Source organism: Kangiella sp. (genome assembly GCF_014762745.1).
In the GTDB taxonomy this organism is placed as follows: Bacteria; Pseudomonadota; Gammaproteobacteria; order Enterobacterales; family Kangiellaceae; genus Kangiella.
This window is the reverse complement of sequence record NZ_JABURJ010000146.1, coordinates 1-24,149: the sequence shown is the minus strand read 5'-3', so window position 1 is coordinate 24,149 and position 24,149 is coordinate 1. Positions and strand designations below refer to the sequence as shown.

At 45.7% G+C, this 24,149-nt stretch carries 23 protein-coding genes; 7 read left to right on the top strand and 16 right to left on the bottom strand.

What is annotated here, in order from left to right:
• Positions 1 to 34: 34 nt before the first annotated feature.
• The 5 genes from HUJ19_RS12855 (at position 35) to HUJ19_RS12835 (ending at position 5,575) form a co-directional block, all read left to right on the top strand.
• A complete protein-coding gene (locus HUJ19_RS12855; protein ID WP_290624699.1) occupies positions 35 to 952 on the top strand; it encodes a LysR substrate-binding domain-containing protein in 918 nt (305 codons plus the stop codon).
• On the top strand, positions 952 to 3,054 hold the full coding sequence (gene recG / locus HUJ19_RS12850; RefSeq protein ID WP_290624697.1) for an ATP-dependent DNA helicase RecG: 2,103 nt from the start codon (positions 952 to 954) through the stop codon (positions 3,052 to 3,054). Before HUJ19_RS12855 ends, recG begins: the two co-directional genes overlap by 1 nt.
• A 208-nt stretch (positions 3,055 to 3,262) precedes the next feature.
• Entirely contained in the window at positions 3,263 to 4,240 is a 978-nt protein-coding gene (locus tag HUJ19_RS12845; protein ID WP_290624696.1) for a malate dehydrogenase, read from the top strand.
• A 311-nt stretch (positions 4,241 to 4,551) separates the two neighbouring features.
• Positions 4,552 to 5,058 (top strand): GNAT family N-acetyltransferase, encoded by a 507-nt coding sequence (locus tag HUJ19_RS12840; RefSeq protein ID WP_290624695.1) that lies wholly within the window; start codon positions 4,552 to 4,554, stop codon positions 5,056 to 5,058.
• 118 nt (positions 5,059 to 5,176) lie between these two features.
• Complete coding sequence (locus HUJ19_RS12835) at positions 5,177 to 5,575, top strand: YccF domain-containing protein (RefSeq protein ID WP_290624693.1); 399 nt, start codon at positions 5,177 to 5,179, stop codon at positions 5,573 to 5,575.
• A 449-nt stretch (positions 5,576 to 6,024) separates the two neighbouring features.
• On the opposite strand, the gene folA is transcribed toward HUJ19_RS12835, so the two are convergent.
• Genes folA through HUJ19_RS12815 form a run of 4 tightly spaced genes read right to left on the bottom strand, consistent with a single transcriptional unit; the run spans position 6,025 to position 8,995 of the window.
• A complete protein-coding gene (gene folA / locus HUJ19_RS12830) occupies positions 6,025 to 6,537 on the bottom strand; it encodes a type 3 dihydrofolate reductase (protein ID WP_367274029.1) in 513 nt (170 codons plus the stop codon).
• A 9-nt stretch (positions 6,538 to 6,546) separates the two neighbouring features.
• Positions 6,547 to 7,341 (bottom strand): thymidylate synthase, encoded by a 795-nt coding sequence (gene thyA, locus HUJ19_RS12825; RefSeq protein WP_290624691.1) that lies wholly within the window; start codon positions 7,339 to 7,341, stop codon positions 6,547 to 6,549.
• A 42-nt stretch (positions 7,342 to 7,383) separates the two neighbouring features.
• Entirely contained in the window at positions 7,384 to 8,172 is a 789-nt protein-coding gene (gene lgt / locus HUJ19_RS12820) for a prolipoprotein diacylglyceryl transferase (protein WP_290624689.1), read from the bottom strand.
• Positions 8,173 to 8,188: 16 nt separating this feature from the next.
• The gene (locus tag HUJ19_RS12815; protein ID WP_290624688.1) at positions 8,189 to 8,995 is read right to left on the bottom strand and encodes a sulfite exporter TauE/SafE family protein; all 807 of its coding nucleotides are present in this window, start codon (positions 8,993 to 8,995) and stop codon (positions 8,189 to 8,191) included.
• 185 nt (positions 8,996 to 9,180) lie between these two features.
• Between HUJ19_RS12815 and HUJ19_RS12810 the strand changes: the two genes are divergently transcribed.
• Positions 9,181 to 9,780, top strand: a complete 600-nt coding sequence (locus tag HUJ19_RS12810; RefSeq protein ID WP_290624686.1) for a DUF938 domain-containing protein — start codon at positions 9,181 to 9,183, stop codon at positions 9,778 to 9,780.
• A gap of 24 nt (positions 9,781 to 9,804) precedes the next feature.
• Here the strand turns inward: HUJ19_RS12810 and rppH are convergent, their stop codons facing one another.
• Positions 9,805 to 10,476: an RNA pyrophosphohydrolase gene (gene rppH / locus HUJ19_RS12805; protein ID WP_290624685.1), complete on the bottom strand. Its 672-nt coding sequence runs from the start codon at positions 10,474 to 10,476 to the stop codon at positions 9,805 to 9,807.
• Positions 10,477 to 10,554: 78 nt separating this feature from the next.
• Here rppH and mutH point away from each other — a divergent pair, with 78 nt between their 5' ends.
• Positions 10,555 to 11,229: a DNA mismatch repair endonuclease MutH gene (gene mutH, locus HUJ19_RS12800; RefSeq protein ID WP_290624684.1), complete on the top strand. Its 675-nt coding sequence runs from the start codon at positions 10,555 to 10,557 to the stop codon at positions 11,227 to 11,229.
• Positions 11,230 to 11,233: 4 nt separating this feature from the next.
• Here mutH and HUJ19_RS12795 read toward each other — a convergent pair whose 3' ends face one another.
• The 11 genes from HUJ19_RS12795 to HUJ19_RS12745 all read right to left on the bottom strand — a co-directional run bounded on the left by HUJ19_RS12795 (position 11,234) and on the right by HUJ19_RS12745 (position 23,797).
• Complete coding sequence (locus HUJ19_RS12795) at positions 11,234 to 12,340, bottom strand: lipopolysaccharide assembly protein LapB (protein WP_290624682.1); 1,107 nt, start codon at positions 12,338 to 12,340, stop codon at positions 11,234 to 11,236.
• 9 nt (positions 12,341 to 12,349) lie between these two features.
• Positions 12,350 to 13,414: a hypothetical protein gene (locus HUJ19_RS12790; protein WP_290624680.1), complete on the bottom strand. Its 1,065-nt coding sequence runs from the start codon at positions 13,412 to 13,414 to the stop codon at positions 12,350 to 12,352.
• Positions 13,415 to 13,527: 113 nt separating this feature from the next.
• Complete coding sequence (locus HUJ19_RS12785) at positions 13,528 to 13,749, bottom strand: hypothetical protein (protein WP_290624679.1); 222 nt, start codon at positions 13,747 to 13,749, stop codon at positions 13,528 to 13,530.
• Positions 13,750 to 13,819: 70 nt separating this feature from the next.
• Positions 13,820 to 14,620, bottom strand: coding sequence for an SAM-dependent methyltransferase (locus HUJ19_RS12780; protein WP_290624677.1), 801 nt, complete (start codon positions 14,618 to 14,620; stop codon positions 13,820 to 13,822).
• Positions 14,621 to 14,689: 69 nt separating this feature from the next.
• Entirely contained in the window at positions 14,690 to 17,575 is a 2,886-nt protein-coding gene (gene gcvP / locus HUJ19_RS12775) for an aminomethyl-transferring glycine dehydrogenase (RefSeq protein ID WP_290624675.1), read from the bottom strand.
• A gap of 484 nt (positions 17,576 to 18,059) precedes the next feature.
• Positions 18,060 to 18,449 (bottom strand): glycine cleavage system protein GcvH, encoded by a 390-nt coding sequence (gene gcvH / locus HUJ19_RS12770; RefSeq protein ID WP_290624674.1) that lies wholly within the window; start codon positions 18,447 to 18,449, stop codon positions 18,060 to 18,062.
• A 137-nt stretch (positions 18,450 to 18,586) separates the two neighbouring features.
• The gene (gcvT, locus tag HUJ19_RS12765; RefSeq protein ID WP_290624671.1) at positions 18,587 to 19,675 is read right to left on the bottom strand and encodes a glycine cleavage system aminomethyltransferase GcvT; all 1,089 of its coding nucleotides are present in this window, start codon (positions 19,673 to 19,675) and stop codon (positions 18,587 to 18,589) included.
• A 103-nt stretch (positions 19,676 to 19,778) separates the two neighbouring features.
• A complete protein-coding gene (gene arsN2 / locus HUJ19_RS12760; RefSeq protein ID WP_290624669.1) occupies positions 19,779 to 20,240 on the bottom strand; it encodes an arsenic resistance N-acetyltransferase ArsN2 in 462 nt (153 codons plus the stop codon).
• Between the two features lie 90 nt (positions 20,241 to 20,330).
• Positions 20,331 to 21,977 carry an iron ABC transporter permease gene (locus HUJ19_RS12755; protein WP_290624668.1) on the bottom strand — a complete coding sequence of 549 codons (1,647 nt, stop codon included), beginning with the start codon at positions 21,975 to 21,977 and terminating at the stop codon, positions 20,331 to 20,333.
• A gap of 20 nt (positions 21,978 to 21,997) precedes the next feature.
• Positions 21,998 to 23,077, bottom strand: a complete 1,080-nt coding sequence (locus tag HUJ19_RS12750) for a Fe(3+) ABC transporter substrate-binding protein (RefSeq protein ID WP_290624666.1) — start codon at positions 23,075 to 23,077, stop codon at positions 21,998 to 22,000.
• 429 nt (positions 23,078 to 23,506) lie between these two features.
• Positions 23,507 to 23,797, bottom strand: a complete 291-nt coding sequence (locus tag HUJ19_RS12745) for an antibiotic biosynthesis monooxygenase (RefSeq protein ID WP_290624664.1) — start codon at positions 23,795 to 23,797, stop codon at positions 23,507 to 23,509.
• Between the last annotated feature and the right edge of the window lie 352 nt (positions 23,798 to 24,149).

Below are 24,149 nucleotides of genomic sequence, written 5' to 3'. Positions count from 1 at the left end.
CTTCCTGATCATAGATAGGCAGAGGCTATCAAATATGACATTAACAGAGTTTAGATATATTGTTGCAGTGGCTCGCGAACGCCATTTTGGCCGTGCGGCAGAGGCCTGCTTTGTCAGCCAACCCACTCTAAGCGTTGGCGTGCGCAAGCTGGAAGAACAGCTCGGCGTGACCCTGTTCGAGCGCAGTAAATCTGACGTTAAGGTAACCCCGGAAGGCAAACCGATTATCGAGCAGGCTCAGCATATTCTTGAGCAGGTTAGCCAGTTGAAACAGATGGCTAAGCAAAATTCCGATCAGCTCGATGGCCCGCTCAAAATTGGCGCCATCTTTACCATTGGCCCTTATCTTCTTCCTTCGCTCATCCCCATGCTTAAAAAACTGGCACCCAAAATGCCATTGCATATTGATGAGGATTACACCCACAATCTACGCACCAAGCTTCGTAACGGTGAACTGGATGTGATTTTCGTGGCCCTGCCTTTTGAAGAGCCCGAAGTCGATGTTGTTCCTTTATATGAGGAAGAGTTCATCGCGCTACTTCCTGAAAAACACCCCTGGGTGAAACGCGATAAATTGCATATCGTCGATATCGCCGATGAAGTCATGATTATGCTGGGCGCTGGCCACTGTTTCCGCGATCAGGTTATTGAGGCCTGCCCGCAATGCAAAGATTCCAGCCTGAACCCACAGAAAGACTGGATCACCGGCAGCTCCATAGAAACCATTCGCCAGATGGTCGCCAGCGGTTTGGGGATCAGCGTCATTCCACGTTCGGCTGCCAATTTCCATAATGAAAAACTGGGCCTGGTCACGCGAGAATTTGATAATCCCAAGCCGAGCCGCAAAGTGGCGCTGGCATTTCGTCGTAGCTTCCCGCGTAAAAAAGCTTTGGAAATTATCAATAATGCGCTCTCGCAAATTACCATTGAGGGTGCAAAACCACTCGACTGATGGCCATTTCCAAACTCGCAGCTGACATTAATCTGGAAAAACTGCCCTGCACCAGCCTCAAAGGGGTAGGGCCGAAAGTGGCTGAGAAGCTTGAAAAGTTACATATCCAGTCGGTTCTCGATTTATTATTCCACCTGCCTTTGCGCTACGAAGATCGAACTCGGGTGCGCACCATTGCTTCCTTAAAAGATGGCGAGCGTGCACTTATAAAGGTCACGGTCGAGTTAGCCCAGGTGAAATTTGGCAAACGTCGCTCCCTGGTCTGTCGCGCAAGCGATGAAAGCGCCAGCATTGATTTTCGATTCTTCTATTTCAACAAAGGCCAGCAACAACGTCTGCAACGCGGTGCCGAATTTTATGCCTTTGGGGAAGTCCGTCGATTCGGCTTTCAATTTTCCATGGTGCATCCTGAGTTGACCGCGATTAACCCAAACACCGCTGCACCTTTGCTGGAATCCTTAACGCCGATTTATCCAACTACCGAAGGTCTGCATCAGGCCAGCTTTCGCCACATGATGCGCCAGGCGGTTACCCTTCTTAAAAAGCACCCGATTGAAAACCTGTTGCCTGCATCAATCATGCAGTCGCTCAAATTACCCGATATCAATGCCTCATTGGCCTGGATTCATTCACCACCCAAAGATGCCGATTTAGCGCAACTTGAATCCAACCAGACTCCTGCGGTGCGCCGCCTGATCAGTGAAGAATTATTGGCACAGCAACTGAGCCTGTTATTACAACGAAATCAGCAAAAAGATTACACAGCCCCGGTTCTGAAACATTCAGGCAAGTTGCAGGGGCAACTATTACAACAGCTTCCCTTTACACCAACGGGCGCGCAACAGAGAGTCGTACAGGAAATCATTGCTGATCTGGAACAACCGCACCCCATGCTCCGCTTATTGCAGGGCGATGTAGGGGCTGGTAAAACCCTGGTCGCGGCACAAGCCGCTCTGCAAGCGATTGAAGCGGGCTATCAGGTGGCAGTCATGGCGCCAACCGAACTACTGGCCGATCAGCATTATCAATCCTTTAGTCAGTGGTTTGAGGCCATGAATATTCCCTGCGTGTTTCTAGCCAGTAAGCTCACCGCCAGCCAACGTAAAGCTGCACTTGAAGCAATCGCCAGCGGAGAATCCAAACTGATTGTCGGCACCCATGCACTGTTCCAGAAAGGTGTTGAGTATCACAAGCTCGGCCTGGCGATTATTGATGAACAACATCGTTTCGGTGTTAATCAACGCCTGATGCTCAAACAGAAAGCCCCGGAAGGCATGCAGCTACATCAGCTGATGATGACGGCGACACCGATTCCGCGCACCTTGGCCATGACCGTCTATGCCGATATGGATGTGTCGATTATTGATGAACTGCCACCAGGCCGAACACCCGTGCAGACTGTTGCGCTTGCCGATCAAAAGCGCGATCAGGTCATCAAGCGTATCGAAACGGCCTGTCGCGAAGAAAATCGGCAGGTTTACTGGGTCTGTACCCTGATCGATGAATCAGAAGAGATTCAATGCCAGGCAGCCGAATCTGCCGCCAACCTGCTGACCCAGCAGCTGCCCAATTGCCGTGTCGGTTTATTGCATGGCCGCTTAAAGCCTGAGCAAAAACAGATGGTCATGGATAAGTTCAAGCAAGGTGAGCTGGATATTCTGGTCGCCACCACCGTTATCGAAGTCGGCGTGGATGTGCCTAATGCCAGTCTGATGGTCATCGAAAACCCTGAACGGCTTGGTTTGTCACAACTGCATCAGCTACGTGGCCGAGTTGGCCGTGGCTCGGTTGAAAGCCACTGCGTACTGCTCTATCAGCACCCGCTATCCGATAACGCCAAGGCACGTATTCAGGTCATGCGCGAAACCAATGACGGCTTTGTCATCGCCGAAGAAGACCTGCGCTTGCGCGGTCCAGGCGAAATGCTGGGTACTCGCCAGACCGGTGAAGTCAGCCTGCGCTTTGCCAACCTGGTACGCGATGCCGAGCTGATTCCAGCCATTCAGCAACAAGCACATGATTTAATTGCCGAAAATAATGAGTTATCTCATAAAATCTGTCAGCGCTGGCTCGGCTCCCGTCAGGAATTTGCTGACGTTTAAAGCATAGAGTAAGTTCGCTGGGTGGATAAATAGCTAACAATCCTGTCATCCTGAACTGGATTCAGGATCTGCTCTTATCAGATGTAAAATCCAGCCAGATTTTCCCTTAAAACCCCGCTTTATAGCCCGTCGATCATAGGATTTAGCCTTTGTTTATGGTAAAGTTGCGCCCTTAATTTCATCATCTCAATCAACTGAGGATTCAGGAATGAAACAGCCTGTTCGCGTTACAGTTACCGGTGCAGCCGGCCAAATTTGTTACTCTCTATTGTTCCGTATCGCCAGCGGTGAAATGCTAGGCAAAGATCAACCAGTAATTCTTAACCTTCTAGAAATCACTCCTGCGCTTAAAGTGTGTGAAGCGGTTGCTATGGAATTGAATGACTGCGCTTTCCCATTAGTGAAAGACATCGTTGTTACTGACGACCCTGCGGTTGCTTTTAAAGACGCTAACATCGGCCTGATGGTTGGTGCTAAGCCGCGTGGCCCAGGCATGGAGCGTAAGGACCTGTTGACTGATAACGGAAAAATCTTCAGCGCCTTAGGTAAAGTAATCGATCAAGTTGCTGACAAGAACATCAAAATTTTAGTGGTAGGTAACCCTGCTAACACCAATGCTTACATCCTTGCCAAAAATGCACCAAGCATTAACCAGCGCAACATCACTGCATTGACTCGTCTTGACCATAACCGCGCAATTTATCAGCTTGCTGAAAAAGCAGACGCAGAAATTGCTGCCATCAAGAAAATGATCATCTGGGGTAACCACTCAGTCACTCAGGTTCCAGACATTTCTTTTGCGACTGTTAATGGCGACAAAGCAGCGGATAAAGTTGATGCAACCTGGGCTAAAGAAGAGTTCATGCCAATCGTTGCTAAGCGTGGCGCAGCCGTAATCGCAGCACGTGGTGCTTCATCAGCAGCTTCAGCTGCTAACGCAATCCTTGACCACATGCATGATTGGGTACTAGGTTCAGCAGAGGGCGACTGGGTTAGCATGGCCGTTCCTTCAGATGGCAGCTACGGCATCGAAGAAGGCTTAATCTACTCTTACCCGGTAGTTTGCAAAAACGGTGACTACGAAATTGTTCAAGGTCTAGAAGTATCAGACTTCATCAAAGACAAGATGATCGAGTCACAAAAAGAATTGCAAGAAGAAGCAGAAACGTGCAAAGACTTGTTCTAATCAGTCTTTAAGCAGTTCAAAAAACCGGCTCAAGTAGCCGGTTTTTTTATGCCTGATACTTTCCTTTAACCAGGCTCTCTTGTACGGACAAGTCATGACTTGTCCCTACCCCTCCGTTTCTGAGTAGGGGCGGAGCCGGTGTGCCCGCCCATTGATGCATACACTATTCGACCAACACTGTCATACCGCGGTAAGCGACAGGATGGAGTGCCATTGGTACCGCGGTATGACGTATTATTTAGATTTATAGTATTTCTTTTATCCTTGGCTTTGTGGCAAAGTTACTAGATACCAATTAATAACTAATCACCATGCTCATCGCCGAAACCGAACGCCTACGTATTCGTCACCTACAAAAATCCGATGCTAACTTTATTTATCAACTCTACAACCAGCCCAGCTTTATAAAATATATCGGCGATCGCGGTGTCCACTCACCGCAGGACGCTGAAGTGTTTATTCAAAAAGTACAGGACAACTACCAACAATATGGCTTCTGGCTTTATCTGGTTGAGCGAAAAGATAATGGTCAGGCAGTTGGTGTCAATGGTCTGATTCAGCGTGACTATCTTGAAGCGCCGGATATCGGTTTTGCTTTTATGACACAATCATGCGGTCAGGGCTTTGCTAAAGAATCTTCACAGGCCATTCTGCAACACAGTAAACAGCTCGGGCTTGCTCACCTTTACGCCATCACCTCGCCTGATAATCACGTTTCTGAACACCTTCTTAAAAAGCTTGGCTTCGAATTCCAGCGTCAGGATTATTTCGACAACAGCACTTCGCCAATTAATCTATTTCGATTACTCCTTAAGTAGCGTCTGTTGCAAATGCAACAACTGTTAACATTTCAGGCAACTTTGTTGCGTTTAATCACTTTTAACAAAGGACAGCTTAAGATTAAATAAGGCTATAGACATCGCGAGGAGCAACACTATGTCCCTACTATTTAACATCTTATGGCTATTGTTTGGCGGTATTTTCGTCTTTCTTGGCTATATCGCAGGCGGTATTGCGCTCTGCTTAACCTTGATTGGAATTCCATGGGGCGTGCAGCTGTTTAAGCTGGCCATCTTCTCGCTATTTCCATTCGGGCAAGACACCCGTATGCGAAATGACCAGCCTTTTGCCGGAGTACCCAATGTTCTCCTTAACATTATCTGGCTAATTTTTGGTGGCGTCTGGGTAGTACTTAATCACCTGTTCTGGGGCTTATTCCTGTGCCTGACCATTATCGGCATCCCATTTGGTATCCAGCACTTCAAGATGGTTAAACTGGCGGTATGGCCCTTCGGGCGCGTCATAGTTGATTTAAAATCATTACAGCCAGCCTAAAGAAGGTTTCATAACCTCTCTACCCAAAGAGACTGTTCGGCCTGCTTCGGCAGGCCTTTTTTATTACAAATCCCAAAGTCATGTCATTCTGACGAAAGTCAGAATCTGCTCTTACCTATTTAAATGTCTACTTGGTGTAGAAGATTGAAAGCCACCCTCCAGGCTTCTAAATTGATCTTAACTGCAGCAACCGTAGGTTGGGATGAGCCTGCGAATCCCAACATTTGTCATCGTTGAGCATTCGACCAACCACAATAAATAATGGAATAAATCCCTCCGCTCACCGTTAAGTGATTATATTCAAAGACGGGAGTTATGAATGAAACGTTTAATTCAAGGGATTTTATTGGTGTTGATGTTGGTGGGAATTGTGATTTTGTTGTTGCGGTAATTAGATGCAATTACGAAAAAGGGCAGGCACACTGGCCTGCCCCTACCTAATTTGAAACTTATGCTCTAACTCTTTGCAACTCCACAAACTGATAATAATAAGGATTTTTGTCATCCGGCTGATGCTCCTCGCGAGAAACTTCTTGCCATTCTAAATGGGCCCAGTCGGGGAAGTGGGCATCGCCATCTGCATCCAGGTCGATGAAGGTGAGATACAGTTTGTCGGCATCATTGATCATCTGGTGATAGATGTTTGAGCCACCGATGATCATGACTTCTTTCGCATCGCCTGCTGCTTCGAACGCGGCTTCTAAACTGGTGACGACCTGGCAGCGCTCGTTATGGAATGCTGATCGATAGTCAGGATTACGACTGATAATAATATTGTCGCGGCCCGGCAAGACCATACCAATCGATTCATGGGTTTTGCGGCCCATAATGACCGGCTTGCCAAGTGTTACTGCTTTAAAGTGCTTCAAGTCAGCAGGAAGGTGCCACGGCATTTCATTATCTTTGCCAATAACACGACCTTTGGCCATGGCAACAATAAGACTAATGATCGGCTTGCTCATATCACAATCCTAAACGGCTACTGGCGCTTTAATGTGCGGATGGCTTTCATAACCGACGATTTCAAAGTCTTCAAACTGATAATCAAACAATGAATCTGGCTTACGTTTGATATTCAATTTCGGCAACGGTAATGTTTCGCGTGACAGTTGTTCTTTGGCCTGCTCAAAGTGGTTGCTATACAAGTGAGTATCGCCGCCGGTCCAGATAAATTCGCCAACATCAAGACCCGTCTGTTGAGCCATCATGTGTGTCAGCAAGGCATAGGACGCAACATTGAATGGCACGCCCAAAAAAATATCTGCGCTACGTTGGTACAGCTGGCAGGATAACCTACCGTTGGCCACATAGAACTGGAACAAAGAGTGGCATGGCGGTAAAGCCATTTGATCGGCAACGCCTGGGTTGTAGGCCACCACCATCAGGCGGCGACTGTCAGGATTGGCTTTGATTTGCTGCAAGACGTTAGAAATTTGATCGATGGTGGTGCCGTCTGGCTTTTTCCAGGAACGCCACTGCTCACCATACACAGGACCAAGATCGCCATTTTCATCGGCCCACTCGTCCCAGATAGAAACGCCATTGTCTTTCAGGTACTTGATGTTGGTGTCGCCATTTAGGAACCACAATAATTCATAAATGATCGAGCGAAGGTGTAATTTTTTCGTGGTAACTAGTGGGAAACCATCCTGCAGATTGAAGCGCATCTGATAGCCAAATACGCTGCGCGTTCCGGTTCCGGTTCTATCGCCTTTATCTTCGCCATTTTCCAGTACATGGCGCATCATATCGAGATACTGTTTCATAGTGACTACCGTTCTACCCTGTCAATTACACTCAAATTAAAACTATTTTGTCTTTTTGCTGTAGGCCATGATCATCAAGCCTAAACCTATAATTATCATCGGTGCGCTCAGCACCTGCCCCATGGTCAGCCAGGAAATGATTTCACCCAGATGCGCATCCGGCTCGCGGAAAAACTCTACACCAAAACGTGCCGAGCCGTAACCCAGCAGGAATAAACCTGAAACCGCCATGCGTGGACGTGGTTTGGCTGAATAGAACCAGAGTACGATAAATAATACCAAGCCCTCAAACACCGCTTCATACAGTTGCGATGGGTGACGCAATAAACCCAGCTGGTCGCCCGGGAAGCGCATGGCCAGGAAGAAGTCAGCGCTTGCTTCGCGTCCCCATAATTCGCCATTGATAAAGTTACCAATACGGCCAAACATTAAGCCCAGCGGTACCAGAGGAATAATAAAATCGGTTACTTCAAAGAAGGACTTTTTGCTTTTTCGAGCAAAATACCAGGCACCGCCCGCAACCCCGAGCATACCGCCATGAAAAGACATACCACCTTCCCAGATCTTAAATAGATACCAAAAGTCCTGCTTCCACCATTCGAAGCCATAAAACAACACATAGCCGACACGGCCACCGATGATGACACCGATAAAGGCATAAAACAGAAAGTCCGCTACCTGATCTTTAGTCCAGCCGGAGTTCGGCTGTTTGGCTCGATAGTTACCCAGCATCCAGGCTGCAATAAAGCCCAGCAAGTACATCAGACCATACCAGCGCAGAGCAATCGGGCCCACCTCAAAGATAATCGGATCAATTTTCGGGAAGTTCATCTATCTCTCTAATGTCTTATAAGTATTCTGTGATAATTTTTATGCCGACTACCATAAGCAAAACTGCAAAGAATCGCTTTATGACCTTGGTTGGTAAGCGGTGCGCCAGATAGGCACCAAAAGGCGCGGTGACGATTGAGCCGACAGCAATCGCAATCATAGCAGGCAGATAGACATATCCCAAATGATAATCAGGCAACTCTGCCACATTCCAGCCCAATACCATATAGCCAACCGCTGCCATGACCGCCAGAGGCAGGCCACAGGCCGCTGCCGTGCCAATGGACAGCACCAATTTTTCCTTATGGAACAATAAATAAGGCACCACCAGACTGCCGCCACCGATTCCAACCAGCGATGATAATGCCCCCATGACTACCGCACTCGGAGCTGCCTGCTGCCAGTGCAATCTTTCGCCTTTGGCAACTGGCAACTTATCGGTCATCATGCGTAAGCCCATCAATATCGAGAAGAAGCCAAAAATCCAGGCCAGCCACTCGGTATTCATCAGTTTTGCCAGATAAGAACCCAGTAGTGCGCCGATCATAATGCCCGGTACCAATAATTTGAATAAGCGCACTGAGACCGAGCCGCGACGGTAATGTGATAGCGCTGAAGATACCGCGATAAAACAGATAGTCGCCATCGAGGTGGCGAGCGCCATATGCATGATATGCTCTTCTGGCACGCCGATTTGTGGTAACAGCCAGACCATGGCCGGAACAATTACCAGACCGCCACCAATACCAAACAAACCGGCCAGAATACCGTTCAACAGACCAAGCGCTACTAATGAAAGTAAAATATAGGGTTCAATCGCCATGCAAGCCAGTTTATAAAGTCATATCGTTGCATGGCATTATGACCAATGATGCCTGGATAGGCAAAAGCCAGTTTTTTAGAATGGTCGCGCTCATCTCCAACCTACATACTGCTAACCGTTGGCTTGTTCTGTTTCATTATGATCAGTTAATATGAAGCGATATCAGTTTTATTAAAAGGATTACTATGCGCCAATTCAGCGAAGCCTGCGAACGCAATAAAGGGCCTATTCTGGATGTCATCAAACCTTATCTGCAACACAGCAAAGAAGTTCTGGAAATCGGCTCAGGCACCGGTCAGCATGCGGTCTGGTTTGCTGGCGCCATGCCACATCTTACCTGGCACACCAGCGATCTGCGTGAAAATCATCCTTCAATCATCGCCTGGATTGAGTCCAGTGAACTCCCAAACCTGAGAAAGCCGCGCACCCTCAATGTTGGACAAGGCGTCTGGCCGGTGAATCAGGTCGATGCCATTTACACCGCCAATACCTGTCATATCATGTCCTGGGAGCGCGTGCGCGATATGTTTCAAGGTGCCAATCGTGTGCTCAAGCCTGGCGGGCACTTGCTGATCTATGGCCCCTTCAACGTCAATGGAGACTATACTTCAGAGTCTAATAAAGAGTTTGACGCTTCTTTAAAGCAACGCGATCCCGAAAGTGGCATACGTGATTATGATGATATGAACCGAGTGGCACGCCATAATGGCTTCTCGCTGATTCAGCGCCACGAAATGCCCGCCAATAATATGCTATTGGCTTATCAGAAAGATTCGGCTTTTTAACTTCCCATAAAAAAGAGCAGCTGATTAGCTGCTCTGTTGGTCTTTGTTACCCCGGTAAGGATGGCGAGGACGCCGCTTGCGCTTACCTTGTTTGTTGCCACCATCATTACGATGCTGATGGTTAGAACGAGGTCTTGATTCCTCGCTGGGTGGAGTTACTCCGCGCTGATTGGCATCATTTTTTTCCGAGCGATAATGCTTAGAAGGTTTGCCTTTAAACTGAAAGCGAAACATACTTGCCATCAACTCAGACAAGGCTGCACGATAAACATCACGCTTGAAATTCACCACATTACGCACTGGATACCAGTAATTAACCCAGATAAAGCCATCAAACTCCGGATGGTCGGTAGCCGCAAAATCGATTTTACTTTCATCAGCTAATAGCTGAAGCAGGAACCATTTTTGCTTCTGTCCAATGCACAACGGCTGCGAATTTTGTCTAACTAAACGCTGGGGCAATCGGTATTTATACCAATGCTGCGTACTCCCTAGAATACGGACATCATCTTTTTCAAGGCCGACTTCTTCATATAATTCTCGGTACATGGTCTGTTCCGCGCTTTCGCCGGGATGTACTCCTCCTTGAGGGAACTGCCATGATGTTTGTCCGAAGCGGCGTGTCCAGAGCAACTGGCCCTGGTCGTTACAAATGATGATGCCGACGTTGGCTCTAAAGCCTTCTGCGTCGATCATCGATCTATCCAAATCATAAAACTTTGTTATCATTGTTCCACAGACTTCGATTTTCGACAATAAAAAAATCTACGCCCTATGACGCATCCGACCTATAGCACTAAACAGGAACTGCTCGCCAAAGCCCAATCGCTGGCAGGTTTTACTCTCGGCGAACTGGCAGAGCGATACCACTCAGAGCTACCGCAACACCTGTTGCGCGAGAAAGGTCGCATTGGTCAATTCTTCGAATACCTGCTCGGCGCTACTTCTGGTTCACTCGCTCAACCTGACTTTGTAGAGCTTGGTGTTGAACTCAAAACATTGCCAATTGATAGCGCTGGCCGCCCGCTTGAATCGACCTATGTCAGCGTGGTTCCGCTCAAGGATCTGCATGGCCTCAACTGGCACAATTCCGTAGTGCGTCATAAGCTCATGCAAGTTTTGTGGATTCCAATCCTCGCCGAACGAACCATTCCCGTTGAACAACGCCAGGTTGCCATGCCCTTTATCTGGCAGCCAAATGCACAGCAGGAAAGCCTATTACGAAAGGATTTTGAGGATACGATAGATACGGTTGCAATGGGCCAGATAGAACAAATTGATGCCCGCTTTGGAGAAGTGATGCAGGTCAGGCCCAAAGCGGCAAACGCCAAAGCTTTAACCGAAGCGATAGGCCCAGAAGGAGAAATGATTAAAACATTACCAAGAGGGTTTTATTTAAGACCGTCATTTACGCGTCAAATACTGGAAGATACTTTCGCTCAACAATAACGTATTACTTCCTACGACTGACCATATAGTACGCCATTTTGCGTTTGTTGGTCATAATATCAATTTCTTTTTCGAGGTCGATGTATTGACGATAATATTCTACGGCTTTCTTCAACTCACCCGTTTCGGAGTAAACACTGGCCAGAATCTTCGAGAGCTCCATTAGACGAACTTTATCGTTTAACTCTTCTGCTCTTTGATAAGCCAATTCAGCAATTGTCTGAGCATTAGTAAAATCTTTTAATTCAAGATATGTTGAAGCAAGTCTAATCTCAAACACATTGGTCATTGTTTTATAGTCCACTGACTTCACTACAGGGTAATGCTCTTTGAGTAGTTCAAGTGCTTTATCACTTTTATTAGCCTGAGCCATTAACTTTGTTTGTAAATCTAAAGCCAAAGTGTAATAAATAGGATCATTGGCTTCGTTGCAATGCAGCATAGCTTCTTCACTATGAATACGTGCCATATCTACACTTTTTATGCTCAACTCCAAATCTGCCAACTCAAAATAACTACCACACAGTTGTAACGGATGTTTGTTCTGGCTGACAACCTTTAGCATTTGTCTTGCATAGCCAATAGCCGTGTTTGTCATTCCTGACTGTCTAAATAAACTTGTTAAATTCTGTAGTGCGGCATACTTATGCCAAGGGTGAGAATCCATAGAATCCAGCCCCTCAATTGCATCAGAAGCATGCTGGTATGCCTGTTCATAGTTTCCAGCAAATAAATAGATATTTGAAATTAATGCGTGAGCTCTAGTGACAAGCGTTTCATTTTTTGAATTCCGGATCAGTTCTTCAAGTTTCTTTGTTGAGTCATCAAATTTACCTTCAAGTGCTAATGCATGTCCTTTGAAGAGTGTGAACAACTCTTTTTCATCTGGATTTAATTTTTCGTAGTCTTTCTCAAGCAGCTCTATATATTTCTTTGCCGACTCAATATTTGATGTCTTATCAATTTCAATTGCTTCTAGAATATTGGAATAACCATGAGGCTCTAGATTTTCTTCAGACTGCGCAACATTGTTAAACCCTATCAGCATTAACATGCCATAGATTATAGTGACGGTAGTTTTCATTGCTTTTTCAAAATAAGATTTACTCATGTTCCAGCCTTATTCCATACTCTGCATTGCAATAAAATAAGCCATTTTACGCTGTTTTAATTGCAACTGAATTTGTCTTTCCGTGTCGATATACAATTGATAATACTCAATTGCTTTATCGTTATCCCCCAGATTAGAATATCCGGTTGCTAATATTCTAGTGGCTTCTTTTTTATGGGGCAGGTAGTTGTCAGTCGTTTCAGCACTGAATGCCTTTTCCGCATATTTTATCGCTTCTTTATTTTTCTTTAACCTTAAATTTGCCTCTGCAATTTTAATTAAACCACCCACCTCGGCAATATCCCAATTTATATCTTTGATTTTGTCCTGTAATTCTTTGAGTTTATTTAAATGATTAATATCATTTTCCTTCATTAATAATATAGAAGCGATTTCCTGTGACGCCACTGTAAAAAAAAGTTCTTGCTTTGATTTTTCACAATTATTTAGAGCTATTGAAAAATATTCCTGAGCCTTTTCATAATTTTGAAGCTGTATTTCTATATATGCCGAATTAAAATATGCGTAACATAGCTCCTTTGCTATTCCAGCTTTGCTTACTTCTTTGAGATAGCTATTTGAGAACTCGTAAGCCTTATCCACGAACCCTACTTCTGTATAGATTGTGGCGGCATTTGCTAATACAGTTTTAATTGCTTTTTCATCTGTTAAACCATCTAACATCAACCTTGCCTTTTCTATACTTACAAAAGCATTCATAAACTCAGAGGTGTTGGTGTACACCACCGCCAACATAGAATAGGCTTGTGCTTTTGTAGCTTTGTTATTACTTCCTTCTAATAATCTATTTAAATATAGAATTGATTCGCTGTGCTTACCTTCTAGGAGTAAGTTATGACTTTTATATAATAAGAACCTTTCTTTTTGTACCTCATTAAAATTTGATTGCTCAGACTCTAGTTCCTTAAGGTGTTTTCCGCTCACTTCCGGGTTTGAGGTTAATAGTCGATGTGCTTCATTAAGTTTATCTTCTAAACTTTGAACAGAAATAGCCAATGACGCAAACAATAGTAGCGCCAATGTAATGCAAAGTTTTATTATGAATGGTTTCATACAGTGAGAGTCCAAACATCCTTATCTATTATTTCCTGAATAACAAGCTGCATGACGAGCTTACCACACAGCCTGCCCGGCTGTACGTTATTTAGTCTATCAAGTAAAAGATTTTACTTTTTAACCAAGTGTATTATTCCTGTAACGATCAGCTCAGCATCCTGTCCAAGCATTGCTGATATTTGCCTCTTATCCCCGGACATAATCGCCTTGATTTCTTGCTCTTCCAAGCCAATCTTTTGCATAACCGCCATCGGATTTTCGATATACGACTGCTTTAGGTCCGAGTCTTCACTCAACTGAATAATGAACTCTTCTAATTTTTGCTTTGACATAGCGCACTCCCTCTTTTATTAAAATAATAAGCTACTGTTTATACAGTATTTTTTACTAACTTCCAACTCGCTACCCGTGGGTTATATCTTCTGGCTTCAAACCCATTCTTTCCAGAACATCAATATTAAGCTCAAGATTTCTTACTGGCGGTATTACTAGCGTGGTTTTTGTAGACATTTCCGCTAGGGTTAAATCTTTTAGTTGGAGGCGTTCGGTCCTCGGTACTTCAATCGGCAAAACAGCTGCTTCATATAAAATCACTTCGTGAGTAACTGGATACCATTCCGCTAATCTTTCAACAAACACTTCAACCCATTCTGGCTTGGTTTCAAACTGAGTTGCAGTATGTTCACCAACTATCCCAATCTGCCACATAATGGCGTAAGCAGCGTTGTTAAGCGATTGATTATAAAATAAAAATTGTGAAGCCTCGTATCCCTGAATACCGTGTACACCGGGGTCGATACCAAGATCTGCATAAAGACACGCCTCAGCTGAAATACCCGGCTCCATTAGCGCTCGGAAACCTTCTTCTCTGGCTTTATCAATGGTTAAACGAGGTACACAGGCAAACACACCAGCATGGCCGTAAAAAGCACCACACACCTTTTTACCTCTCCTGACCTCTACCATCATCGCTTCAATCATCTCTTCATATGACTGCATGCGATATTTTCCTATACCGTAAAATGGCTGCAAACTTTTTACATTTGGGTTGAGTCTTTCTAGCCAGCGTTCAGCCAACGTATGAGGCATCAGTGCGAAAACAACATCCGCTTTCTGAATGTAGTCTTTTGCAATTACCGAAATCTGCCCCCCTAAATTCATCCCGGTACTGACTGCAATAAATTCGCCTTTTGATTCTGCCATTTATTTAACTTCCTTCTTTTTCTTTTTAATAGCAAAAAGCCAGCAAACGCTGGCTTTTTATACTTCTAGTTAATCCTGATCCTGATAGCTTTCGATACTTGGGCAGCTGCAGATCAGGTTTCTGTCGCCATAGACATCATCGATTCGATTGACGGTTGGCCAGAATTTAGCGTCGATGGTCGACTCTGATGGATATACCGCTTCAGCAATTGAATAAGGCTTATCCCAGTGACGCACATCTGCTTGTGTATGAGGTGCATTTTTCAACGGGTTGTTTTCCGCATCCCACTCGCCTGAGCGTACTTTCTCAACTTCCTGACGAATACTGATCATGGCGTCAATGAAGCGATCCAGTTCGTATTTCGATTCACTTTCAGTTGGCTCAATCATGAAGGTACCGGCTACCGGGAAGCTCATGGTTGGCGCGTGGAATCCATAATCCATCAAACGTTTTGCAAAGTCTACTTCGCTGATACCTGTCTCAGCTTTAATCTGACGCAGGTCGATGATGCACTCGTGGGCAACCTTGTCGTTACGACCCATGTATAACACTGGGTAATGAGGTGCCAACTTATTTTTCAGGTAGTTAGCGTTCAACAAGGCCACTTCAGTAGATTTACGCAAACCTTCACGACCTAGCATTTTAATGTAAGCCCATGAAATTGGTAGGATCATACCGCTACCATAAGGAGCAGCTGAAACGGCACCATCGCGCGCTTCGACGCTATGAACTTTACGTACTGCATGACCAGACACAAAGGGTGCCAAATGCTTTTTAACACCAATCGGTCCCATACCTGGGCCACCACCACCATGTGGGATGGCGAAGGTTTTATGCAGATTCAAGTGCGATACGTCAGAGCCAATTTCGCCTGGCTTAGAAATACCAACCTGCGCATTCATGTTGGCACCGTCCATATACACCTGACCGCCATTGTCATGAATGATCTGACAGATGTGCTTAATTTCTTCCTCAAATACACCATGTGTTGATGGGTAAGTCACCATCAAGGCTGCCAGATTATCTTTCAGCTCAACCGCTTTGGCTTCCAGATCTTCTACATCTACGTTGCCTTTATCGTCACACTTAACGATAACAACTTTCATGCCAGCCATCTGCGCAGAAGCAGGGTTGGTGCCGTGTGCAGAACTTGGGATCAAGCAGATATTGCGGTGATCTTCGCCAATACTTTCAAAGTATTTTTTGATCGCCAATAAACCAGCATATTCACCCTGCGCACCTGAGTTAGGCTGCATGGAAACAAAATCATAACCGGTAATTTCAACCAGGTCAGCTTCCAGCTCTTTAATCATGTCGATGTAGCCAACGGTCTGCTCTTCTGGGGCAAACGGATGGATATTGGCGAACTGAGGCCAGGTAATCGGAATCATTTCACTGGTCGCGTTCAACTTCATGGTGCAGGAACCCAATGGGATCATGCCGTGCGCCAATGAAAAATCTTTATTTTCCAGACGCTTTAAATAACGCAGCATGTCGGTTTCAGAGTAATACTTCTTGAAAGTCGGGTGCGTCAAGAAATCTGAAGTGCGCTCAAGACTGGCAGGAATACTGCTCTTTGCTTCAGAATCCAAAGCAAATACATCCGCTTTATTGCCAGTTAATACTTCAATCAGCTCTTCAATGTCGGTCTGGTTTTTCGCTTCGTCAATTGAGAAACTGACCTGATCACCGTTATAGCGCAAGTTAATCAAAGCAGCTTTAGCGCGTGCCTGCACCGCATCCACATTTTTGGCTTTAAAAGTTACCGTATCGAACCAGCTATCGTTAACCAGTTCTAAGCCAGCATTTTGCAGTGCTTTGGCCACGATTGTGGCATAACGGTGAATGCGGTTAGCAATGGTGGTTAAGCCTTTCTTGCCGTGGTAAACCGCGTAGAAACCAGCAATGTTTGCTAGCAGTACCTGCGCAGTACAGATGTTTGAAGTCGCTTTTTCGCGGCGAATATGCTGTTCACGGGTCTGCATCGCCATACGCATGGCCTGATTGCCGCGAGTATCCACTGATACGCCGATAATACGGCCAGGCAGTGAACGCTTGAACGCATCGCGCGTTGCAAAGAATGCAGCGTGTGGACCACCAAAGCCCATTGGCACACCAAAACGTTGCGCAGAACCGAAGACCACGTCTGCGCCCATTTCACCCGGCGCTTTCAACAATACAAGACTCATGATGTCCGCGCCAACACAGGCAATCGCCTTGTTATCGTGCAATTTGCTGATGATAGGCTCTAAGTCGGTTACCTGTCCGTTGGCGTCGGTGTATTGCAACAAGGCACCAAACACATCGTGGTTAGTTGCTTCGGTCACAGGGCCAACAATCACATCCCAACCATAATGCTCGGCGCGGGTTTGGACTACGTCCAGCGTTTGTGGGAATACTTTTTCATCCACAAAGAAGCTGTTAGATTTTTTGTTCTTTGACGAACGCTTGGCCAAAGCCATCGCTTCCGCAGCCGCAGTAGCTTCGTCCAGCAATGAAGCACTGGCCAATTCCATACCGGTTAAATCCATGGTCATTTGCTGGAAGTTCAATATCGCTTCCAGACGGCCTTGTGCGATCTCAGGCTGGTACGGCGTATAGGCGGTATACCAACCTGGATTTTCCAATACGTTACGCAAAATCACGGTTGGCGTAATGGTGTCGTAATAGCCCATACCAATGTAGGATTTGGCAATAACGTTTTTATCGGCTAACGACTTAAGGTATTTCAAAGTCTCCGCTTCTGAGCGCGACTCTTCAACCGCCAAAGGCGAATCAATTTGAATTTTGTGCGGGACAGCCTTATCCACCAAATCATCCAGCGAGCTTAAGTTCAGCTCTTGTAACATCTCCTGGATTTCGTCCTCACGAGGGCCTAAGTGACGACGAATAAAGTCATCAGACTGTTGCAACTGCTGCAAAGGTGCCCCTTTCAAACTCAATGTGTCAGCCATAGCTTTCAAATACCTACTTTGGTTAAACGGCCAAAATCAGCCACTAATTAAAACAGAAAAAGCCCCGATAATAATTCGAGGCCTTAAATCTTGCTAATACTTTATTCAGTGATAAACCTAAAGTTTGCTCTCTGAATTTACCAGATTGCCGCGGGCTAAAGCCCTCGCAATGACATTCGCTTTCAAGTTTCTAACTTTCGATGCTGCGCAAAAAACTTTAGAAAAATTCTCTTAGGCTAGACTAAGAACTAACCCAAAAATTATTTAAGTTTCTGATGCTAGGCAAATGTATTAATTACGAGGCGTTGTTTACTTAGGTAAACGAGCTTCTAACCCAAACTGCCTAACAACTCATCACGAAAAAACTTTAGAAAAATTTTCTTAGGCTAGGCAAAGGCTTGATGAAGAGAAGGAGCTTACTTAAGTTAAGTGACTTCTCTGAAGAAAGCCTTTAACACCGCCTAAGGAAATTTTAATACGTTTTTTAGTCTTCAGCGATCTCGTCAGCGTATTCTTCGGCTGATAATAGACTGTCCATATCACCCGCATCAGCCAACTTCATCTTGAACATCCAGCCATCGCCATAAGGATCGCTGTTAATCAATTCTGGTGAATCTTCCAACTCTTCATTGATTTCAAGAATAGTGCCGGCTAGTGGCGCATAGATGTCTGAAGCAGCTTTAACCGACTCAACCACTGCGATTTCGTCTTCGGCTTCAACTTCGCTGTCGACTTCTGGTGCGTCAACAAAGACAACGTCACCCAATAATTCTTGTGCGTGATCTGTGATACCTACTGTAACAACCCCATCACCTTCGTCACGAATCCACTCATGGCTAGATACATATTTTAATTCTGCTGGAATCTGGCTCATTTAAACATTCCTCAATGATTAGCCGACTGTCGGCTGATGTTAATTGACTGTCAATTGTCGCTCAAAAAGTAAGCGTATTGTATATGAAACTTTTCGTCTGCCCAAGCAGAAACCACTGCTTAGGCTTGTTGAATAAACTATATGAGTGACTTGCCCTGGCGTACGAAACTGGGCTTAACCACTTTGGCTGATAATTGCTTTTTACGCACCTGCACCAAAACCTGTTCTTCGTTCAGCTCACGATTAACGCGCGCCATGGCAATACTCTTGCCGGTGGTTGGTGACATGGTGCCAGAGGTGACGACGCCAACTACTTCATCATTGACCACCACTTCCTGGCCTTCACGCATGATGCCTTTATCTTCCAGCACCAGACCAATCATTTTGCGTGGTGCGCCTTGTGCCTTCTGCTCAGCGAGTGCTTTACGGCCCACGAAATCGCGATCTTCTGGTTCCCAGGCGATGGTCCAGCCCATGTTGGCTTCCAGTGGCGATACCGTCTCGTCCATATCATGACCATAAAGATTCATACCGGCCTCTAAACGCAAGGTATCACGCGCTGCCAGACCACATGGCTTAACGCCTGCTGCTGCCAGCTGATTCCAGAATTCGATGCCTTTTGAGTCAGGAACCATGATTTCATAGCCGTCTTCACCGGTATAACCCGTACGGGCTACAAACAAATCACCTGCCTGGGCAGCGACAAATGGCTTAAGCCCTGCCACTGCATTTTTTTGCTCATCGCTCATGACGCTTTGCGCTTTTTCAATGGCGTTAGGACCCTGAACCGCAATCATGGCCACATCTACACGCTCTGCAATAGCAACATCGAATTGCTGGGCAACGTTTTCCATCCAGGCCAGATCTTTATCACGAGTAGAGGCGTTTACTACCACACGATAGTGAGTATCAGTCAGGTAATAAACGATAAGATCGTCGATAACACCGCCTTCTTCGTTCAACATGCCGCTATAGAGCGCTTTGCCCGACTCTTTCAGCTTGTCTACGTCATTGGCCAGCAAATAGCGCAAATAGGCTTTGGCTTCGCTTCCCGTAACTTCGACAACCGTCATGTGAGAAACGTCAAACATGCCGGCATCCTGACGCACCGCGTGGTGTTCATCAATCTGCGAGCCATAGTTAAGCGGCATATCCCAGCCACCGAAATCAACGATACGCGCATTGGCGTCGACATGAGCTTGGTAAAGAGGGGTTTTGTTGGCCATTAAGATGTGTCCAGTCGTTCATTTAATGGCCAGCGATTATACAGGGGAAAAGGGCTTAAAAGAACCCTGTGCCGCTAGAATTATAGGGCTAAATAACCTTTGATTATGCGTTGATAGAATCAGCTAATCGTTTAACCATAAAGGCCGCTGAAGCTGGACAAATACCGGTAAATTGCTTTGACTGTGCGATGGATGGTGGGGCGGCTGCTCTGTCTGCAACTTCGTAGCCCATTCTACGGAAAAAGTCAGATGCAGTAGTAGTTAGTAAATAAAGTTCCTTAACGCCCATTATCTGTGCTGCTTCTTCTGCATGTTTCAAAAGAAGAACACCCAGCCCCTGCCCACGCTCACTTTCGGCAACTGCTAAAGAGCGCACCAAAGCGCTATCACCATGCAGCTCCAAACCAACAACACCGACCGTCTGTTCGTCAAGCTCCAATGTAAATAACTTAATCCCATTAATATATTCATTATCCTGTAAATCATCGGTCGGTAATTGAGTTGCTTTAAGTAATGTTTCGACCGCAGAATTATAGGCCACAGGGCCAGAAGAGAGTTTATACATGGTGTGTGACTGCCGTGCAAAAAAGAAAGGACTTAGATAATTTTACGCCTGTCTTTTGTTTTTAGATACGGTTTTTACAGCTTGATACCATTAAGCTTCGCTTTTTCTGATCAGATATATCACTGGTAAAATTCCAACAGCAACCAGTAACACAGCCGGCAAGGCGGCAACTTCCCATTCACCTTCGGACGTTAATTCGTAAATTCTAACGGCAAGTGTATCCCAGCCAAAAGGACGCAACATCAGAGTCGCAGGCAGTTCCTTCATCACTTCCACAAACATTAGTAATAGTGCTGTAAAAACACCTGGGCGCAGCAGTGGGATATATACCCGCCACAGGCGCTCTTTCTGATCAGCACCGAGACTGGCCGCCGCCTCTACAACACTCGGCTTAATCTGCGACATGGAGCTGGCCACTGGGCCATAGCCGATACGCAAGAACCGTATGATATAGGCAAGAATCAAAGCAAACAGCCCGCTAGCCAGCCATTGCCCTTTAAGGCCAAATAAGCTGGCAATGCCGCCATCAATCCAGTTAAGCGCCATCATGATACCGACTGCCAAAACCGTACCTGGCAAGGCATAGCCCAACTGCGAAAATTCTATGGCTAAATTACGACTGGTTGATCCCTTGTTACGCTTTGCCCATACCATAATGCCCGCTACCACCAAGGTTATCAGTGCAGCAACCGTGGCCAGAATCATGGTGTGGCTCAATAATACCAATGTGCCGTCTGTGTGGCGCTCATAGGTTTTAATCGCCCACACCAATAATTGAATAACTGGCAACATAAAACCTAATGCAAAGACGCCCCAGGCAAAGATCTGCACCAGAGCACCCCACCAGCCAGTAAGCGGCTGACGGTATTCTTTCAGCGCAATACCGGTCTGTTCATAGCGACTCTGACCCCGCCCCCACTTTTCGACCAACACCGACAAAGCAACAAACAATAGCAAAATACAGGCCAGTTGCGCCGCTGTGCTGGCGCTGAAAAAACCATACCAGGACTTATAAATTGCCGTAGTGAAGGTATCAAAGTTAAAAATCGCAACCGCGCCAAAATCAGCCAGAGTTTCCATCAGTACCAGGCCCAAGCCTGCGATCCAGGCTGGACGAGTCAATGGTATGACTAGACGCCAGAAGGCTTTTGTACGGCTGTAGCCAAGAGTTCTGGCACTTTCATAACTGGTGCGGCCCTTACGTTGCAAGGCGCTGCGCATCAGCAGATAAACATAAGGATATAACGATAGAGTAAAGATTAGCGCCACGCCAAATACATTGCGTGTATCCGGCAACCAGGCAATGCCAAGACCGACCGATTCCAGCAAATACTGCAAAGGACCTTCGTAATCGGTAAAACCCAGTAAGGTAAAAGCAAGAATGTAAGGCGGAATGGCCAGTGGCAGCATCAGGCCCCATTGTAAAATCGAGCGTCCCGGAAAATCGTGCATCACAATCAGCCAGGCCAGTGATACTCCGATCAAAAAGCTACCAGTGCCCACTAGCAACACCAGCCAGAAGGTATTGCTCAGAAGTTGCGGGATTTGAGTATTCCACAGGTGTTGCCACAGTTCCGGCTCAAGATCGAACCAGGAAAACAGCAACGGTAACAGGGGTAAAAGACAGATCAACAGAATGGCCCATAGCAAGAAGCCATCCACTTTCTTTAAAACGCCAAAACGCCAGCTTTTCTTGCTGGCGTTCTGTGCTTGCTGTTGCTCAGTAGTATCAGTCAATATGATTTGCTTAAATTGTTTTATCGATAACCTGCGCGATCCATCAATTTCACCGCAGCAGGCTGCAATTCACCAGCTTTGGATAAGTTTGTGCTATCTGCTTTAAACTCACCCCAGGCTGCGACTTCTTCGGTTGGCTCAACATTTTTATTGGCCGGATATTCCATATTCAGACCGGCAAACATTTGCTGTGCTTCTTCGCTCGCCAACCACTCGATCAATTTTAACGCATTTTCCTTGTTATCAGAATGCTTGGTAATACCTGCACCAGAAACATTGACATGCACACCGTACCCTTCTTCCGATTGATCAGGCCAGAATAGTGCCAATGGGATATCCGGTGTTTCTTTCTGCAAGCGACCAAAGTAGTAAGTGTTTACTATACCCACATCACATTCACCTGCAGTTATGGCATTCATCACCTTGGTATCGTTCGAGAATGGGTCAGTAGCAAGATTACCCACCCAGCTTTCGACAATTTGCTGTGTCTTTTCTTCGCCATAACGGGCAATCATCATAGCGACCAATGACTGGTTATAGACTTTTTTCGAGGTACGCAGGCATAGACGACCATTCCACTGCTCTTCACCCAAGGCTTCATAAGTGCTCAACTCTTCAGGCTTAACACGCTCTGTACTATAGACGATGGTGCGTGCGCGAACAGTTAACCCAAACCAATGGTTTTCTGGATCCTGCAAGCTTTCAGGGATAGAGGCTTCCAGAGCATCCGATTCGATTGGTTGCAAAACACCTTCCTGAGTGGCTAACCATAGATTTCCGGCATCCACAGTGATAAACACATCGGCAGGGGTACGCTCACCTTCAGCTTTCAGGCGGCTGATCAAAGCAGCTTCGCTATCGGTGATGTAATTGATTTCAATACCAGTTTCCGCTGTGAATTGCTCAAAGAAAGGCTTTACCAGATGCTCTTTGCGCGAAGTATAGACCACAATCTCTTTGTTATTGTCCTGAGCTTGCGCTTTGACTTGAGCATCCTGAGATTGCGCTGTTAATTCATTCGATTGAGCTGACTCGTCAGAACAGGCGCTCAAAACTAAAAGAGCGGTTGCAGACAAGCCAGTAAGCCATGTTTTCATCATAGTCATAACACCAATTAGAAATTCGTGAGAAGTTCGCAAATGATAATTATTATCATTAAGTATTGCAATAGGGGAAGTGTATTATTTCAGATTTAGGGTGTGCGGGGGTGATGTGGATCAAGGATTTCACTTAGTATTATTCCATTCCTTCGCACATAAGGCTCTGGCTTATTTTTATTACCCTTTTCTTTGCTCGTCCAAAGAAAAGGGCGAAAAGAAAAGACGCCCCAATCGTTAGGTCCTTCGGACTACCCTCGCTCACAAAAGTTATAAACGTGCCGCCAATACGAAACGTCCTGTTTCGAAGTGGCTAAATTGGGCGTCCTGCCCAATTTGCCCTATAACTTTTCTTCACTCAGCTAACTCTAAGGGGACTTCTAGGTGCAAGACATCAAATTTTCTAAACCAATTTACGCCTAGAGGCAACTTTCACGCTGACTTATAAGACCTTTTTACTTCTACAATTTCCACTGAGTAAAACTCATACCAGCGTTGTTTGCCGAGTTGTTGCGCGGCTAAATGTTCGGGGTGTTGCTTCCAGGCTTTGATATGTTCTTCTGATGGCCAGTAGGAAAGTGCTATTTCCTGATCACCTTCGGTTACTGCATTAAATTCAAGACAGCCAAATTCTGTTAAAGCCAATTCACGCATCCGTTGGGCAGTTTGTGAGTACTGGTCATCAAATTGACGCACTTTTGCTTTAAAAATCACAACAAACATCTGAACACAGTCCTAGTTAATATCATCATCAAATCTGTTTAAACCTAAGGCTTCATCATTACAACTCAAGTTGGATCCTATTAAATATATCGTTACTTACAAGCTTGCACCAATCCCCCCTTAGATTGAGCTAAGTCGTAGCCAAGACATAGCAATTCAAAACAGGACGTTTTGAATAGTAAAATTCGGGCCAAGGATGGAACGTATTTTACGGTACCCAAGGGGGCAGACCCTGCGTTAAGTGACTTGGCGGAGACGAAGGTAGTTGAGCAAAGCGAAACCTCAATCTCGGGCGTCGGTATGAGTTATAAACATAGGTAACACTTTAGTCCACAAACATGGGTAACAGTTT